At 43.1% G+C, this 16,362-nt stretch carries 17 protein-coding genes; 13 read left to right on the top strand and 4 right to left on the bottom strand.

All coding sequences use genetic code 11. The annotated features are described in order from the left end of the window. Positions 1-111: 111 nt before the first annotated feature. Entirely contained in the window at positions 112-2,037 is a 1,926-nt protein-coding gene (locus PSI17_RS04400) for a BglG family transcription antiterminator (RefSeq protein WP_337927202.1), read from the bottom strand. A 167-nt stretch (positions 2,038-2,204) separates the two neighbouring features. On the opposite strand from PSI17_RS04400, the gene PSI17_RS04405 reads away from it, so the two are divergent. The 7 genes from PSI17_RS04405 to PSI17_RS04435 all read left to right on the top strand — a co-directional run bounded on the left by PSI17_RS04405 (position 2,205) and on the right by PSI17_RS04435 (position 7,272). Further along, positions 2,205-2,519 carry a PTS sugar transporter subunit IIB gene (locus tag PSI17_RS04405; RefSeq protein WP_273550803.1) on the top strand — a complete coding sequence of 105 codons (315 nt, stop codon included), beginning with the start codon at positions 2,205-2,207 and terminating at the stop codon, positions 2,517-2,519. Positions 2,520-2,583: 64 nt separating this feature from the next. Further along, a complete protein-coding gene (locus PSI17_RS04410) occupies positions 2,584-3,828 on the top strand; it encodes a PTS transporter subunit EIIC (RefSeq protein ID WP_273550804.1) in 1,245 nt (414 codons plus the stop codon). Between the two features lie 29 nt (positions 3,829-3,857). Further along, a complete protein-coding gene (locus PSI17_RS04415) occupies positions 3,858-4,199 on the top strand; it encodes a PTS lactose/cellobiose transporter subunit IIA (RefSeq protein ID WP_273550805.1) in 342 nt (113 codons plus the stop codon). A 12-nt stretch (positions 4,200-4,211) separates the two neighbouring features. After that, positions 4,212-5,651, top strand: coding sequence for a glycoside hydrolase family 1 protein (locus tag PSI17_RS04420; protein WP_273550806.1), 1,440 nt, complete (start codon positions 4,212-4,214; stop codon positions 5,649-5,651). Between the two features lie 27 nt (positions 5,652-5,678). Next, entirely contained in the window at positions 5,679-5,939 is a 261-nt protein-coding gene (locus PSI17_RS04425; RefSeq protein ID WP_273550807.1) for an HPr family phosphocarrier protein, read from the top strand. A 147-nt stretch (positions 5,940-6,086) separates the two neighbouring features. Next, positions 6,087-6,476, top strand: coding sequence for a cytidine deaminase family protein (locus PSI17_RS04430; protein WP_273550808.1), 390 nt, complete (start codon positions 6,087-6,089; stop codon positions 6,474-6,476). Between the two features lie 154 nt (positions 6,477-6,630). After that, positions 6,631-7,272, top strand: a complete 642-nt coding sequence (locus tag PSI17_RS04435) for a hypothetical protein (protein WP_273550809.1) — start codon at positions 6,631-6,633, stop codon at positions 7,270-7,272. A 118-nt stretch (positions 7,273-7,390) separates the two neighbouring features. On the opposite strand, the gene exbD is transcribed toward PSI17_RS04435, so the two are convergent. Both exbD and exbB read right to left on the bottom strand, forming a co-directional pair. Continuing rightward, positions 7,391-7,813 (bottom strand): TonB system transport protein ExbD, encoded by a 423-nt coding sequence (gene exbD / locus PSI17_RS04440; RefSeq protein ID WP_273550810.1) that lies wholly within the window; start codon positions 7,811-7,813, stop codon positions 7,391-7,393. A 6-nt stretch (positions 7,814-7,819) separates the two neighbouring features. Further along, positions 7,820-8,827 (bottom strand): tonB-system energizer ExbB, encoded by a 1,008-nt coding sequence (exbB, locus tag PSI17_RS04445; RefSeq protein ID WP_273550811.1) that lies wholly within the window; start codon positions 8,825-8,827, stop codon positions 7,820-7,822. A gap of 341 nt (positions 8,828-9,168) precedes the next feature. Between exbB and metC the strand changes: the two genes are divergently transcribed. From metC to PSI17_RS04465, 4 genes are all read left to right on the top strand, one after another. Next, positions 9,169-10,368, top strand: a complete 1,200-nt coding sequence (gene metC / locus PSI17_RS04450; RefSeq protein ID WP_273550812.1) for a cystathionine beta-lyase — start codon at positions 9,169-9,171, stop codon at positions 10,366-10,368. A gap of 44 nt (positions 10,369-10,412) precedes the next feature. Then, positions 10,413-11,084: a DedA family protein gene (locus PSI17_RS04455; RefSeq protein ID WP_273550813.1), complete on the top strand. Its 672-nt coding sequence runs from the start codon at positions 10,413-10,415 to the stop codon at positions 11,082-11,084. Positions 11,085-11,297: 213 nt separating this feature from the next. Then, positions 11,298-12,128 (top strand): 2,5-didehydrogluconate reductase DkgA, encoded by an 831-nt coding sequence (dkgA, locus tag PSI17_RS04460; protein ID WP_273550814.1) that lies wholly within the window; start codon positions 11,298-11,300, stop codon positions 12,126-12,128. A 336-nt stretch (positions 12,129-12,464) separates the two neighbouring features. After that, positions 12,465-12,743 (top strand): hypothetical protein, encoded by a 279-nt coding sequence (locus PSI17_RS04465; protein ID WP_273550815.1) that lies wholly within the window; start codon positions 12,465-12,467, stop codon positions 12,741-12,743. A gap of 37 nt (positions 12,744-12,780) precedes the next feature. Here PSI17_RS04465 and PSI17_RS04470 read toward each other — a convergent pair whose 3' ends face one another. Then, on the bottom strand, positions 12,781-13,449 hold the full coding sequence (locus PSI17_RS04470; RefSeq protein ID WP_273550816.1) for a YtjB family periplasmic protein: 669 nt from the start codon (positions 13,447-13,449) through the stop codon (positions 12,781-12,783). 116 nt (positions 13,450-13,565) lie between these two features. Here PSI17_RS04470 and serB point away from each other — a divergent pair, with 116 nt between their 5' ends. Together serB and radA are read left to right on the top strand one after the other, a co-directional pair. Next, positions 13,566-14,543, top strand: a complete 978-nt coding sequence (serB, locus tag PSI17_RS04475) for a phosphoserine phosphatase (protein WP_273550817.1) — start codon at positions 13,566-13,568, stop codon at positions 14,541-14,543. 39 nt (positions 14,544-14,582) lie between these two features. Further along, entirely contained in the window at positions 14,583-15,965 is a 1,383-nt protein-coding gene (gene radA, locus PSI17_RS04480; protein ID WP_273550818.1) for a DNA repair protein RadA, read from the top strand. The last annotated feature ends 397 nt before the right edge of the window (positions 15,966-16,362 follow it).

Below are 16,362 nucleotides of genomic sequence, written 5' to 3' on the forward strand. Positions count from 1 at the left end.
ATAAGTTGTAATACATAACAAGACCATTATCATTTTCATTGAGTGAGGACATTATGAGTAAGGCTAACCAACACTTTAAATATATGACCAAAAAATCAAACATACCCTCATCTAACAGTATTTATATTCCGTCAAAATACCCCGGAACTTTTCAAAATCAGTGAGTTTACCGAGCGAACGAATAACACTATCGTGATGGAAGATATCCAACAAGGCATCATAACTCTCAGTAAAACAGGTTTTATCTACCCGATTTATTGCGCTCAAAAATATAACATGCACGCGTTCGTTTTTGCCCCAGCGTATACCTTTTGGGCTTATCACTACAGCGATACAGGTTTTTACCGCATCCAGTTTTATCGAATGAGGCAACGCTAAAATGCCAAAAGCGGTTGAAGAGGCATTCTCACGCTCATGGACATAATCGATAAAATCAGCTTCCACATAGCCCTTTGCTAACATCTGCTGACAAACTATTTCGATAAGTTCGTTCTGATCACGGAAATCGGGGTTAAAAAGAAAAAGATCGGGATCAAAGAATAAATCAATATTTCGTTTTAATGTTTCCCATTTCCGATTTGCTTTGGCAGTATCAATTTTGTCCATCAACTCCGAATGTTTATCCCTTAAATGGAAAGGCGAGATATAGACAGTTTCATAATCGCGCTCCGCAGAAATACTTATCGTCGTAATCAGTAGTTCAAACTCCATGCCTTCCAGTTCAGAAGGATGAGCAATCACACGAATAAAATTGATCTCTTCGCCAAAATCACGCAATAGCTGATGGTAAATTTTATTTTCAATTCCGCGATAACTCGGACACAGGAGCACCGCCTTAATTTTAGTGACATTGCTTTTCTGCCGTTCAAATTCCGCCCCAACATGTAATGCAATGAAAGAAATTTCGTCTTCATTCAATTTATTATTGAAAAACACATTGAGTTGCAAAGAAATAAAAATAGCAATATCAAAGATAATCCGGCATTCCTTTTTGATGGTTTCCAACATGGGGTTTTTCGTGTAGATCTTATATTTCAGCCTGGTTTGTAATCCCGATAAATGTAACGACAGTAAAGAAATAAAATCATCGGAGGCTAAGTCAATCAGATAATGTTCTTGCACGGACTGCGCAACTTGTCGCGTGAATTGGTAGAGTTCAGTACCAACTGAATCAATGACTTCATGATCTGCTTTATTAAAATTGGTGTTGGTTTTCAAAAACAGGTAACAAGATCTTCTTTCATTTTCAGGCACAAAAATACCAAAGCTGAATTGAAGTTGGTCGCATAATTCATCTGAGATTAATTTCAGATCACTATTTTCTATCGGTAATACCTGATCCTCCAGATATCTTCCCTGCTTTAATCGCTCAATCAGTATCAGGAAATGTAAAACCAAGTTAGTATAGGCAAAATCACTCAGATACCATTCCCATTGATCAAAAACGTTTGTAATGATTTCAGTTACCTCTTTGACTTGTTGACTTTCAAATGTTTTTTCCAATACTTTTAAGTCAATGAAACGATAACTTGTTTGCTCAAAGATGGTATAAGAAACCAATTTTCTGAGATCATGTTCAGCACCTAAGATTTCAATATGACTATTTTTACATAAAAAATTTACGTTGAAGCGTTGAAATGATGCGTTCATTTTATATACCAATGCCTTCAAGGTAGAATCACTGATACATAAATCGTTACTGAGATCATATATATTATTGCTTCTCTTAAATAACAAGATCGCTTTAATAATAAAGTGTGCCCTTTCTTGATAAGTTTTGGGTAAACTGTTTTTCTGGCAATGTAACTGCCTGACTATTTGTGTTGATAATAAATTGTGAGGTAATAAGTATCCCTGCCGGCCGGAAATAATAATCTTTTGTTCATGTCGTTCATTAATTTCCGCAACATAATTTTTTACAGATCTTATTGATACCGCTAAGACTTGAGATAATTTCAATGCTGAAACAGGCATATTCTGCGTGAGTAGATAATCTAATAATGCTTTCTGTTTAGTCCTTAGCATAATAACACCCATGAAATTCAAAATAACGTCACCATCATACTGTTAATATATTTATTTAAAAATAAAAACTTGCCCTCCATGAGTGCAAATCATCATTTGAATATGCAGTAAAAATAGGGGAGAGTGTATTTTTATCGAAAAAAATAAATTAATGAAAAACGTAACAATAAGAGGACAACATGAAGAAAACATTTATTATGCTATGCTGCGGGGCGGGTATTTCCAGTGGAATGCTGGCAACCAGAACCCGTCATGCGGCAAAAGATCAGGGTATCCCTGTTACCGTTGAAGCCAGAAGTGAAAGTGAGGTGGCAGACTATTTTTCTGTCATCGATATTTTATTCCTCGGGCCACACTATGCTTCACAACAGAAAGAATTCCAGAAACAAGCCGACCGTTATCATATTCCCGTCATGGTTGTACCACAAGAAATCTATGGGCGGCTAGATGGTAAAGCCTTACTTGAATTAGCCATCAATACCCTGAAAAATTAACCTGATCCTTTAAAATACAGTTACCCAGGAATTTTAGCGGAAAATAATTAAAGAGGGATACAAAATGCAAGCGTTTATGTCTTGGTTATCCGACTCATTTGCCCCTGCCATGCAGAATTTTACCAAACGACCTTGGGTAGCAGCCATTTCCGGGGCAATGCAAAAAAATATACCGTTTATTTTAGCCGGTTCACTTATCTTTTTTTATAACGTATTTCGTTCTTATTTTTTATTCCTGCCTGACCTTGGAAAAGTTGCCAATTATTCCTTCGGGATGCTCGGTTTGATTACGGCTTTTATGATCGCTAACCAAATGATGGAGAAGTTGTATCATTTTCGTTATACGCTGATCGCGGGGCTGACTTCGATTTGTGTTTACATGATGTTCATCAAGCCAGAATTTGCCGATGGCAATATGATCGTGAGTTTTGACCGTTTTGGCCCGGCAGGTATTTTATTAGGCATTGTTACAGGGCTGTTTGTTTCTTATCTCTTTCATTTATATACCAAGACAGGTTTTTTGAAAAAGAGTTCCCTGCCTGATTTCGTGGTCGGCTGGATACATGCGATTATTCCCATACTGATTTCCATCGGCCTCGGAACATTGCTGGTCTTTGCCTTTGATATTGATATTTTTTCCAAGCTGCTGTCGTTCTTTTCCCCCATTGCGGCGTTCGGGCAAACCCTGCCGGGCTTTATCCTCATGGCGCTCATTCCTGCAATCGCGATGTCGATGGGCATTTCCGTCTGGACGTTTACGGGGCTGCAAATGCCCATTTTCATGCTTGGGATCAGTGCCAATATTGCGCAGGTTGCTGCCGGACAACCACCGACCCATATTGTGACTTACGAAACCCTATTTACCGCGGCTTTGATCACGATGGGAGGAACAGGTGCCACGCTTGCCCTGAACCTTTTAATGCTGTTTTCAAAATCCCGGGAGCTGAAAACAACAGGCTATATCTGCATCGGCCCGTCTTTCTTCAATATTAATGAACCGCTGGTGTTTGGTACGCCGATTGTCCTCAACCCGCTCTTAATGCTGCCAATGTGGATCAATGCTATTACCAGCCCAATTATCGTCTGGATTTTCATGCGCTCAGACTGGCTGAATATACCGGCCAAAATGATCCAAGTGGGTCAGATACCGGCTCCGTTTTCCAGTGTCATTATTACGGAAGACTGGCGGGCGATTATTTGCTATGTGGTACTGATGGCTGTTTTCCTTATTACTTGGTATCCCTTCTTTAAGGTTTATGAAAAACAACGTATTGAGGAAGAAAATACCGCGACGAGCCAGCAGGATTAACTTGTTTAATATCATCAGGAAGTTTAAAAATGAACCGTGAGGACAATATTTTAACCCCCGTTGCTCTGGAAATCATTCTCAATGCAGGTAATGCCAGAGAAAAAAGTGAAGAAGCCATTCAATATGCCCATAGGGGGGATTTTGAAAATGCCCATTTATATCTTAAGCAAGCCAGAAAAATGATGCTCTCTGCTCATCATGCACAAACTGAGGTTATTCAAAAAGAAACGCAAGGTGAAAATTTCCATTTAGATCTTCTGTTTATTCATGCTCAGGATACATTAATGACGATACGCAGCGAGCTTAATTTAAGAAAAGAAATCATTAGCCTGTATGAACTTATTCATCATATGACCAATGCAAATCAATAAAAGGAAAGTATCATGACAAAAAATAACCCTTTATTTCCGGAGAATTTTCTTTGGGGAGCATCCACCAGTGCTTATCAGGTTGAAGGGGCGGCGGAAACATACGGTAAAAAACTTTCGCAACAAGATGTCATTAATAATAACCCCGGTTTTGCAGATACGCATATTACCAGCGATCATTATCATCGTTATAAAGAAGATATTGCATTAATGAAAGAGCTGGGTTTGAAATCTTATCGCTTTTCCATTGCATGGTCGCGTATTTTTCCAGACGGTATCGGGGAAGTAAATGATAAGGGCGTGGAATTTTATCATAATCTTATTGATGAATTGTTGGAAAATGACATAACGCCCATTCCGACACTGTACCATTATGATATGCCAATGGCACTGGTCGAAAAATATCATGGCTGGATCAATCGGCAAAGCGTAGAAGATTTTGCTTATTACGCCGAATTTGTGATCAAAGAATTTGGCAAGAAAGTGCAATATTGGCTGACCATCAATGAACAAAGTATTATTGTGCAATTCTGGACGAAAAAGTGTTTGATTCCAGATCACTACCTGCATGATGAACAGATCAAATATCAGATCAATCATCATATGAATCTTGCCCATGCCATTGCCTGCAAATTCGTTCATCAATGGGTTCCCAACGGGTTGGTCGGCGCTGCTTTAGGCTATTCCGCCATTTACCCGCTCACCAGCAAACCGGAAGATAATTTAGCGGCGCAAAATGCCAATGATCTGCGTAATTACTATTTCACCGATATCTATCTGAAAGGGCACTATAATCCATCCGCATTAATCTATCTGGAAAATCAGGGTCTGGCACCACGTATCGAAGCCGGTGATATGGCGTTAATCAAAGAAGGTTATTCTGATTTTCTGGCCATTAATTACTATTGCAGCCATGCGGCTGCCGCAGCGCCAAAAGGTGCTCAACGGCGGATGGATGGGTTTAATCCAACCGGGGTCAAAGGGCAAATAGATGGACATGAAATTCAACCGGATTTCTATCAAATCCATACAAACCCACATCTTGACACCACCGACTGGGATTGGACAATTGACCCCACGGGATTGGAATATCTGTTGCGTGATTTATATACCCGCTATCAGAAGCCATTGATGATCACCGAAAATGGCTTTGGTGCCGATGATCAATTGGAATCGGATGGTGCTATTCATGATGATTATCGCATTAACTATATTCAACAACATCTTCAGGCGATTAAGCGCGCGATGAATTATGGGGTTAAGGTTATTTCCTATAATCCGTGGAGTTTTATTGATGTGCTTTCCACCAGCAATGGTTATAAGAAAAGATACGGTTTTGTTTATGTCAATCGAACCGATAAAGAGATTAAAGATCTTGCCCGTTATAAAAAAGATTCGTTTTACTGGTATCAGGATGTTATTCAAACGCGCGGCGCTTCCTTAACAAAACACTAATCTTATTTTTATTGGCAGGTAAATTTTATGATTGAATATTCTGTTGTAGTGACGGCGCCATCAGGGTTACATACCCGCCCTTGTACTCAACTGTGTAATTTTGTCAAAAATTACTCTGGTAAAATTGAAATTATCCGGGGAGAGAAAAGCGCTAATCTAAAAAGCATGTTTAAGGTGATGTCAATGGGAATTAAAAATGGTATGGAGGTCATTATTCGGGTTGAAGGCGATAATGAGCAGGAGATGGCACAATCAGTTGTTGAGCTTATCCGTAATATAAAAGATTAAACCGTTTATATTCTATAAATTTCAAGTTGCAGCTCGCAAGACAAAAGCAATTTATTATCTCCCCATGGCGCGGGGAGATAATAAATTCATCTTGAAGTATGACGAGTATATTTATTATGTTGTTCAATCATCAGTAAGGAGTAGTTTGTGATTTCTTTCGACGAAATGGAACAGGTGGCACATCAATTAATATCGCCAACACAACTCAATAAATATATTAAATATGGTCATGTGGGTGCGGTTATTCAAAGCAAATCAGGTCATATTTATACAGGAATTAATATTGATACCGCTTGTTCCATGGGATTTTGTGCCGAACACGGTGCCATTGCGGAGATGATAAAACAGGGCGAAACCCAGATAATCAGGATTATTGCGGTTAACCGGCATGGCAATATCCTTCCTCCCTGTGGCCGTTGCCGGGAGTTTATCAGCCAAATACATCCGGACAATATCCATGCAGAAGTAAAAGTCACGCAAGAAAAAGTTTTGTTGCTCAGTGAGTTGTTACCTTTTGACTGGAAAAAGCAGTATTAGTCAGTTGCTGAAACTGCCCGATTAACTATTCGGGCAATACAATCAAAGAAGCAAGTTTTCTTGTTGAATTTAGGCTAGCTTAACCCTATTATTACCTCCAGTAATGAGTAAATATTAACCATCCACTTTAGGTCACCGGGTTTGAGGAGAGGATATGCCAAAGAGATTGGTCATTCCTGAAAAGATCAATGAAGTTTTCGCTCATTTGAACGAAAGCTCAGATAATCGCACCCTCTATGCCTCATTAATGGATGGGGAAGACATAGCGATCCATATAAAAGGATTATCCCTTGCTCCCGGCTATCGCATGGTTCGTGTTGATAATCGATTGGCTGATAAGATTAGTCAGTCTCATTTTGAGTTAGCTCTGATTAACGATATATCGAAAGAAGTTGCTTATTATAATCGAGTGGTTATACAGCCTGATATCGAGTTAAATTGCCGTCCTGTCACTCAAATTCTCGTTTGGCGTATTAGAACACCTCAACATCGAGCAGTTCTGCGTGACTTAGCGGGTAAGGTGTTCTTTGATTACTTGCTGGAGCACTATAGCGTAATAGTCTCTGACATGAACCAGACTAATGATGGCATGGCTTTTTGGCAGGATCGTATGTATGACGCTTTGGTGTATCATTTGCATGTTTACGCTTATGACATGATAACCTGCGAATTGCGCAAGATCCTAACCCAAGATGATGTTAGCCGGCAAGAGAGGTGGTTATGGGGAGATCCTGAACATCATCAAAATCGACTGGCAATCATTTCTAAAAACGAATTGCCAATACCGAAAGAATAAACAAGAACCCGCCCTGAACTGCTTGTTATCCATCTCCCCCCTAACGCTAAAAGCGCGTTTCACTCACAATTAGCATTCAGGAGGGAGAATTCCGCCGGTCTTGTTAAAAAAAGCGCTATTAAGCGGAAACGGACTCCATCCCCACCAATCCCACTTTGAGATAACCCGCTTTGCGTAAGGAATCCATTACGCTCATCAGGGTTTCATAATCCACCGTTTTATCCGCCTGAAAGAAAATCGTCGTATCTTTGTTGGATTGCGTGGTTTGATCCAAGACCAAAGACAAGTTTTTACGATCCACGACCTGTTCTCCCACATACAACTGCTTATCCGCTTTCACCGTCAAAAAGACCGGTTTTTCTGGGCGCGGTTGCGGTTTAGCGGTCGATGCCGGCAAATCAACTTTGATATCTACCGTTGCCAATGGCGCTGCTACCATGAAAATAATCAGCAGCACCAACATCACGTCAATAAATGGCGTAACGTTGATTTCATGCAATTCACCGTTATCGTCCAAATCTTCATTAAGACGTATTGCCATAATTGATTACCTTGCTTCTGCTTTTTCTGCTTTGCTTTCAGCCAGATCAAGATCACGCCCCAGCAACAGGACTGCCTTGGCTGCCATGTCGCCCACCTGACCACGGTATGATGAAATAACACGGGCAAAGACGTTATAAATCACGACCGCCGGGATCGCGGCCACCAGCCCCAGTGCTGTCGCCAACAGTGCTTCCGCAATACCCGGTGCAACAACGGCCAGGTTCGTGGTTTGTGAATGCGCGATACCGATAAAGCTGTTCATGATCCCCCAAACTGTACCAAACAGCCCCACAAATGGGGAGATTGCGCCGATGGTCGCCAGATAGCCGTTACCACGCCCCATATTGCGGCTGATGGCGGCAACGGCACGCTCCATGCGGAACGAAGTTCGCTCCTTGATGCCCGCTTTATCAATGCTGTCAACAGACAGGGCGCGCTCTGACTGCGCTTCCCCCAACAACAGGCGGCTAATGCTACGGTTGCCAAAATCTGCCGCGATTTCCGCTGCCGTATCCAGATTGGCAGCATCAACCAGCGCCAGTTGTTCCTTACGTAAACGGCGGCGAGCCATTAACAGCTCAAAGCCTTTGGAGAAAAGTAGCGCCCATGTGATAACAGAAGCAATGACCAGACCCACCATGACGATTTTTACAACGACGTCGGCGTTTTGGTACATGCCCCAAACAGACAGATCCGTTGCGAAACCACCGGACTCGCTGTCAGAGGCTTCTTCAACCGATGTGACAACCGTTTCTGTCGTCACGGTTTCTGGCGCGACAACATTTTCTGCGGTATCCGCTGCCACAGTTTGTGCGTCTGGAGTTGGGGAGGTATCCGTTTTCTGCATATCCGTGGTTGAACCAGCCGCTTGCGGCGCTGTGGAAGATGCCGGTGTTGCAGGGGCGGCGACTTGGGCAGCAGCCTGATTTTCTGGCGCGGCTGGCGCTGTGTCAGCCCATGCTGAACTTGTTAATCCGAGTGCCAATAGAATAGAAGCTGTCAAATTACGCATCAGTTAGCCTTACTCTCTTTCTTATAGATTCTGTTACTTAGCAGTGAATCACGTTTACTCATCTTGCTAATCCTAAATATTCCTGAGGAAAAATTCCGCTGTAAATGATATCAGACATTGGGCGATTTGATAGTAATTATCATTACTATTTAATAAAAAAGTACAACTTAATGCTGTTCTTTCGTTAATCGATTTTGGTCTACCCTCGGCAACTCACCTTGAATTTTCGTCAAGTTGCGCGAATCCCTTTGGCAAAACAGCGCCAAATCTTTTAACTTTCTAATCATTATTTGAGCGACATAATTGAGATTAGGCAGGAAATACACCTGAGGGGCAATGCGATGACAGAAAAAAAACGAGAAACCTTATTGGTCAGTGCAGGGAGAGACAAAAAATACACACATGGTGCCGTTAATCCCTTTATTCAACGGACTTCATCGGTCATTTTCGATACGGTTGAAGACTTAAAACATGCCTTGAAAAACTGTGACAAAGGGGAATTATTTTATGGACGCCGCGGTACACTGACTCATTTTTCCTTTCAGGCTGCGATGACTGAACTGGAAGGCGGTGCAGGCTGTGCACTCTATCCTTCCGGTACGGCAGCGGTTACCCATTCCATTCTGGCATTTGTAGAAACCGGTGATCATGTTTTAATGACCGGTACGGTCTATGAACCCACGCAAAAATTTTGCGATCACGTTCTGAAAAAAATAGGCATTTCTACCGATTATTTCGACCCCATGATCGGCGAAAATATTGCTGCGCTGATCCAACCCAATACCAAGGTTATCTTTCTGGAATCCCCCGGCTCCCTGACGATGGAAGTGCAAGATATTCCTGCTATCGTGCGTGCCATTCGGCAGGTCAACCCTGAGATTGTGATTATCATCGATAATACTTGGGCGGCTGGCATCCTGTTTAAGGCGCTGGAGTTTGGTATCGATATTTCCGTTCAATCCGCGACAAAATATATTATTGGTCATTCAGATGGCATGCTGGGTACAGCGGTTGCCAATGCCCGATGTTGGGATCAGCTCAGGGAAGGATCTTACCTGCTGGGGCAAATTGCCGATCCCGATACAGTCTATATGGCAAACCGGGGATTGCGCACGTTAGCAGTACGCTTAAAACAGCACGAAAAAAACAGTATCAAAATTGCTAAGTGGCTCGCACAGCGGCCGGAAGTCGCCGAAGTTTATCACCCTGCCTTGCCTTCTTGCCCGGGGCATCAGTTCTTTCAGCGTGATTTCACCGGTGCTTGCGGACTCTTTTCTTTTCTCCTGAATATCCAGCTTACACCTCAACAATTTGCTGATTATCTCGATAACCTGAACCATTTTAAGATGGCCTTTTCGTGGGGCGGCTTTGAGTCATTGATTTTGGGCACTCAGCCAGAAATGCTTCAGCGGCTGCGTCAGTATCCTTCGCCGCAGAAAACAGGCACCTTATTCCGTCTCCATATCGGGCTGGAGGATCCACAAGATTTGATTGATGATCTGGAAGCGGGTTTTAGCCGTTTGCGGTACACTGGGGGTTAATTTGTCTGTTAATTATTTTATTCGCAAAAACCACAGGATACACAATGGAAACGTTAAGCGAGATCATGCATGCACTTTGGCATCATGATTTTAACCAACTTGCCAATCCAGATGTCATCTGGATTATTTATGGCGTCCTCTTTGTCACGCTCGTGTTGGAAAACGGACTACTGCCAGCCGCCTTTTTACCCGGTGATACGTTATTGATACTTTCCGGTGCCCTAATTGCCAAAGGTGTCATGAGTTTCATCCCTACCGTGATCCTGCTTACCATCGCAGCAAGTCTGGGTTGTTGGTTAGGTTATTTGCAGGGGCGCTGGCTCGGTCATACCCGTATTGTCAAAAACTGGCTGGCTCAACTGCCCGTGCAATATCGCCAACGTGCCAATGTGTTATTCTCCAAACATGGTCTGTCTGCCCTGCTTATCGGACGCTTTTTGGCGTTTGTCCGTACTCTCCTGCCAACATTTGCCGGTATTTCTGGCCTGAATAATAAACGTTTCCAATTTTTTAACTGGTTGAGTGGCTTCTTGTGGGTCATTATTATCGTCGGCTTCGGCTATCTCTTGAACCAGATCCCTTTTGTTAAAGCCCATCAAGATATCGTCATGAATATTTTGGTTATTTTGCCTGTTATCCTGCTGATCAGCGGTCTGTCCGCATCCCTGCTGATGTATTGGCGTCACAAGAAAAGCTCGTCAAAGAAAAATCCGTAATGTACTTATCGTTTTAACGCGATCGCAAAAATCACTCTTTTTTCTATTTACTCGACTATCAATTTACTGGATTATCAATCTACTGAATTATCAATCCAAAGTTGAACAACAAGTGTCCATTCCGCCCTTTCCCTGAACGGGATGGACAACCTCATCAACCAACCAATATCGAAACCATCCCCACCAAGGTCATTTTGGCAGAAGGAGGTAAGAATGGGTCAGCAGACAATTATTAAACTCGTTGATGACAATCACATGCCACAGTTGGGGCTTGGAGTTTGGAAAGCGAGTAATGAACAGGTTGTTAAATCTATCCATACCGCGTTAGAAGTCGGTTATCGTTCCATTGATACGGCAGCAATGTTTCATAACGAAGAGGGCGTGGGGAAAGCCTTAAAGGAAAGTGATATCCCCCGCGAAGACATTTTCATCACCACCAAACTTTGGAATGATCGTCATCTGGATGCTCGTGCGGCATTACAAGAAAGCCTGGATAAACTACAGCTAGATTATGTTGATCTCTATCTTATTCAGTGGCCAGTGCCTGAACAGGGTCATTATGTTGATGCCTGGAGGCAACTGATTGAGCTAAAAGAAGCCGGTCTGACTCGCAGTATCGGCGTTTGTAATTTTCATATCGAACATTTACAAAAAGTGATACAGGAAACGGGGGTGGTTCCCGTCATCAACCAAATTGAATTGCATCCCTTGCTGCAACAGCGGCAACTTCATTCATGGAATGCCACCCATTATATTACGACCGAATCCTGGAGCCCGTTATCACGCGGCGGAAAAGGCGTATTTAATTCTTCACTGGTTGAACGTCTGGCGCTTAAATACGGTAAAACCCCTGCGCAAATTGTCATTCGCTGGCATCTTGATCGTGGCATGATTGCCATTCCTAAATCCGTTACACCTTCGCGCATTAAAGAAAATTTTGATGTGTTTGATTTCAAACTGGAAAAAGAAGACTTAACCGCCATCGCTGAATTGGACATTGGGAAACGGATAGGCCCGGATCCTGATACTTACAATCAATTTTAGCGGGGAAAACGCACAACATAGATTTAATTTATTCCGTTCATTCCATCCATCCCTACAGGCCTGAATTCTGTGTTTCAACGGAGTTCAGGTCATGTGCCTGAGCATTCATAACACGATACTCATAACACTCTATTCATAACACCATCATTGATTAACTAAATCAAAAATATTAATAATAACTATGTTTACTATTTATGTATGAATCATAATGTAGACTTTCTTCACAACGCTAAATAACTGCAATATTAAACAGATAACTGAAAAATTCGGCATGTTGACAGCATAAATCCACCTATTCACATTAACGTTTAAAACAGAAAACTTAAGGAAATGATAATGGTTTACATAGTTATTTCTTTATTAATGCTTATCCCTTTTTTCTTCACCTTAAAATGGTTCCTGCTGTCGCACCGGATCTACCATAATGCGGCGGGGATCTTGCTTGCAATAGCAGCAATGGCTTTTCATATGTATATCTTTCGTTTTGACCATATTCCCATTGTACATATTCAGGTTTCCCATCAGCCGATTGTGTTTTATGGGGCAGTCATGATTGCGCTTCTGCACGGTGTACTCTATTCCGTTTGTTTCAAGCGGTATTATGGGAATAAATAGGCAAATCATCCGGACAATAACCAACGGTAACATAACGTTACCGTTGGGGATTATCATCTTGATCTTTATTATCTGCTTCATCAGCAGGCTTAGTATTGGCCGTCAGCAAATAAGGGGATTGTTGCCAGCGGCTGGGCGACAATTTCAGTAAGTTATGAGCCAGAATAAACCCAATTGCCAAGGATAGCAGGAGCATTATCCTCAGTAAGTTCGTCGTGTTATCGACCTGCTCAGCCTCGGTTGACAATCGATGGGTATCCAGTGTCAGGCGAAGAAAACCTTGTGGATGATTTTTCCCCGGTATCGGCACCACGATTTGCCGATTAAAGTAACCACTGGATTTTTTGCCTTCCAGCGATAATCGTTCACGAACAGAAACCGGTTCACCACTTCGGGCTATCTGTGTTCCATTCTCCAGATAAACACTGACATCCAAAATGCGGCTGTTATTGCTCGTCAGGTAATCTAAATTAGCGACAATCTTTTTATTATTAAGATCTTTGCTACCATTCTCCATATAATCAGACAAACTGAATGCGACCTGTTTTGCCAATGTCTTCGCCAGATCTTCAAACTGCCCCATATGCGCCTGTTGTTGAGAACGGCTGAAATAGGAAACCCCCTGCATCAGCAGCACGAGCAGTGCTATACAGATTAATATTATCGCCGTCTTGTGCAGTCTAATTTTTAGCTTTGTTTTTATCATCGTTATCTCATCCTATGCCCAGAAAGCACATGTTGCCAGATGCCGTACTGATAGGATAGTTTGGGAAGCGTTTTTTGCCTGCACCGAATTATATGGAATTACAGGAGTCGATATTCATGTCTAATAATCTGGCCTATCGCTATTTACCGGATGAGATCCATAAATGGCCCGGATTACCCTTGTCCCTTAGTGGTGATGAAGTGATGCCACTGGATTACCGAGCAGGAGATAGTGGCTGGTTACTGTATGGCCGTGGTCTGGATAAACAGCGTATCAGCGATTTTCAACACCGATTGGGTGCCGCCATGGTGGTCGTCTCGTCATGGCGAATCGATGATTATCAGGTTGTCCGTATTGCCGGTAGCCTTTCGCCTCGCATTAAACGACTGGCAGACGAGTGTCGTTTGGATGTCGTTCCATTAGGGCAGATCCCTCGCCTTCGCGCACCGGGTTTATTGGTGATGGATATGGATTCTACTGCTATCCAGATTGAGTGTATTGATGAAATTGCCCGCCTGGCGGGAGTCGGTGATAAAGTGGCGGAAATCACAGAGCGGGCGATGCAGGGTGAACTGGATTTTTCAGACAGTCTGCGCGAACGCGTTGCCCAATTGGCCGGGGCTGACGTCTCAGTTTTGCAGCAAGTGATGGAAACACTTCCGCTGATGCCAGGGCTAACCAGTCTTGTTCGCAAGTTACAATCATTGGATTGGCATGTCGCGATTGCCTCCGGCGGTTTCACTTTCTTTGCCGATCATCTTCGCCAGCAGCTACGGCTTTTTGACGCAGTCGCCAATCAACTGGAGATCAAAGATGGCAAGCTGACCGGTAAGGTCAAAGGGCCGATTGTTGATGCAAAATACAAGGCAACCACCTTGATAAGGCTGGCAAAATCGCTGGATATTCCCCTGAGCCAAACTGTCGCCATTGGGGATGGTGCCAATGATCTGAAAATGATCCGCAAGGCAGGATTAGGCATCGCCTATCATGCTAAACCCAAGGTTTATACTCAGGCCAAAGTGGCTATCCGCCATGCAGATTTAATGGGCGTTTTGTGTGTGTTGAGCGGTGGTTTGAAACACGAAGAACGTTAAGGCCAACAGACAAAAATCATTATATTGAGGAAGTACACCGTGGCAAAAGCAGCAAAGCGGGCATTTGTCTGTAACGAGTGTGGCGCGGATTATCCCCGTTGGCAGGGGCAATGTACCGCGTGCCACGCATGGAATACGATTACAGAAATACGTTTGGCCGCAGCTTCATCATCCCGCAATGAACGTTTCAGTGGCTATGCCGGAGATGCAGGGATCAGTAAAGTACAAAAATTATCTGATATCAATCTGGAAGAGTTGCCCCGTTTTTCAACCGGGTTTAAAGAGTTTGACCGTGTTCTCGGCGGTGGTGTGGTTCCCGGCAGCGCTATTTTGATTGGCGGTAATCCCGGCGCGGGGAAAAGTACCCTGCTTTTACAAACCATGTGCCAATTATCGACCCAAATGAAAACCCTGTATGTGACAGGGGAAGAGTCATTGCAGCAAGTGGCGATGCGAGCGCATCGGTTAGGTTTGCCGACAGATAAACTGAATATGCTGTCGGAAACCAGCATTGAGCAGATCTGTCTGATTGCCGAGCAAGAACAGCCCAAACTTATGGTGATCGATTCAATTCAGGTCATGCACATGGCCGACATTCAATCGTCGCCGGGCAGTGTTGCACAGGTCAGGGAAACCGCAGCCTACCTGACACGGTTTGCCAAAACTCGTGACGTTGCCATTATCATGGTTGGGCATGTGACAAAAGATGGAACTTTGGCTGGCCCCAAAGTGCTCGAACATTGCATAGACTGTTCTGTCATGTTGGATGGTGAAACCGATTCCCGTTTCCGTACTTTGCGCAGCCATAAAAACCGCTTCGGTGCGGTTAATGAGCTGGGCGTGTTCGCGATGACCGAACAGGGGCTGCGCGAGGTCAATAATCCTTCCGCCATTTTCCTCAGCCGTGGTGATGAAATTACCTCAGGCAGTTCGGTCATGATTGTCTGGGAAGGCACCCGCCCGTTGCTCGTAGAAATTCAGGCATTGGTCGATCACTCCATGATGTCAAATCCACGCCGCGTCGCCGTCGGGCTGGAACAAAACAGGCTGGCGATTCTGCTTGCTGTCCTGCACCGACACGGCGGGTTGCAAATGGCTGATCAAGATGTTTTTGTGAACGTTGTTGGTGGGGTCAAAGTCACAGAAACCAGTGCTGATCTGGCGTTATTGCTCTCTTTGGTTTCCAGTTTCCGCGATCGACCGCTGCCCCGTGATGTAGTGGTATTTGGTGAAGTGGGATTAGCCGGGGAAATTCGCCCCGTTCCCAGTGGGCAGGAGCGTATTTCAGAAGCCGCTAAACACGGTTTTAAACGGGCCATCGTTCCTCATGCCAACATGCCGAAAAAATCACCGCCTGAGATGAAAGTATTTGGGGTCAAAAAGCTGGCTGATGCGTTAGCGGTTCTGGATGATCTGGATTAAGACACCATCCTTTATTCCTTTTCGATCTCTATAACCAATAGATTTCAAGTGATCGCTTGAAATCTATTGGTAAAATCGATAGAACACAATCTAAGTCATTTTCCTAATTAGAGGGAATATTTTTTGCCCGCCATCACATCTCCAATGAGATATTGAAAAATGTTATTCTCAACGTGAAAATTCGGATTTTTCCGAATTAAGATAACATGTCCGAAAAATATTTTTATTCATTTCACTTAAATAAAAAATCAATTAATTAATCACCATATTATTTCAATTTTTTCTATTTTTACCCTACGCTGTTATTTATTGATGTCAGCATATTGGTTAAATTTAAACCACAAATAGTGATGTAAGCATTTACACAGCGAATAAAGCCAAGCAATCTAATTAATAA

This window comes from Xenorhabdus sp. IM139775, assembly GCF_028598745.1.
In the GTDB taxonomy this organism is placed as follows: domain Bacteria; phylum Pseudomonadota; class Gammaproteobacteria; order Enterobacterales; family Enterobacteriaceae; genus Xenorhabdus.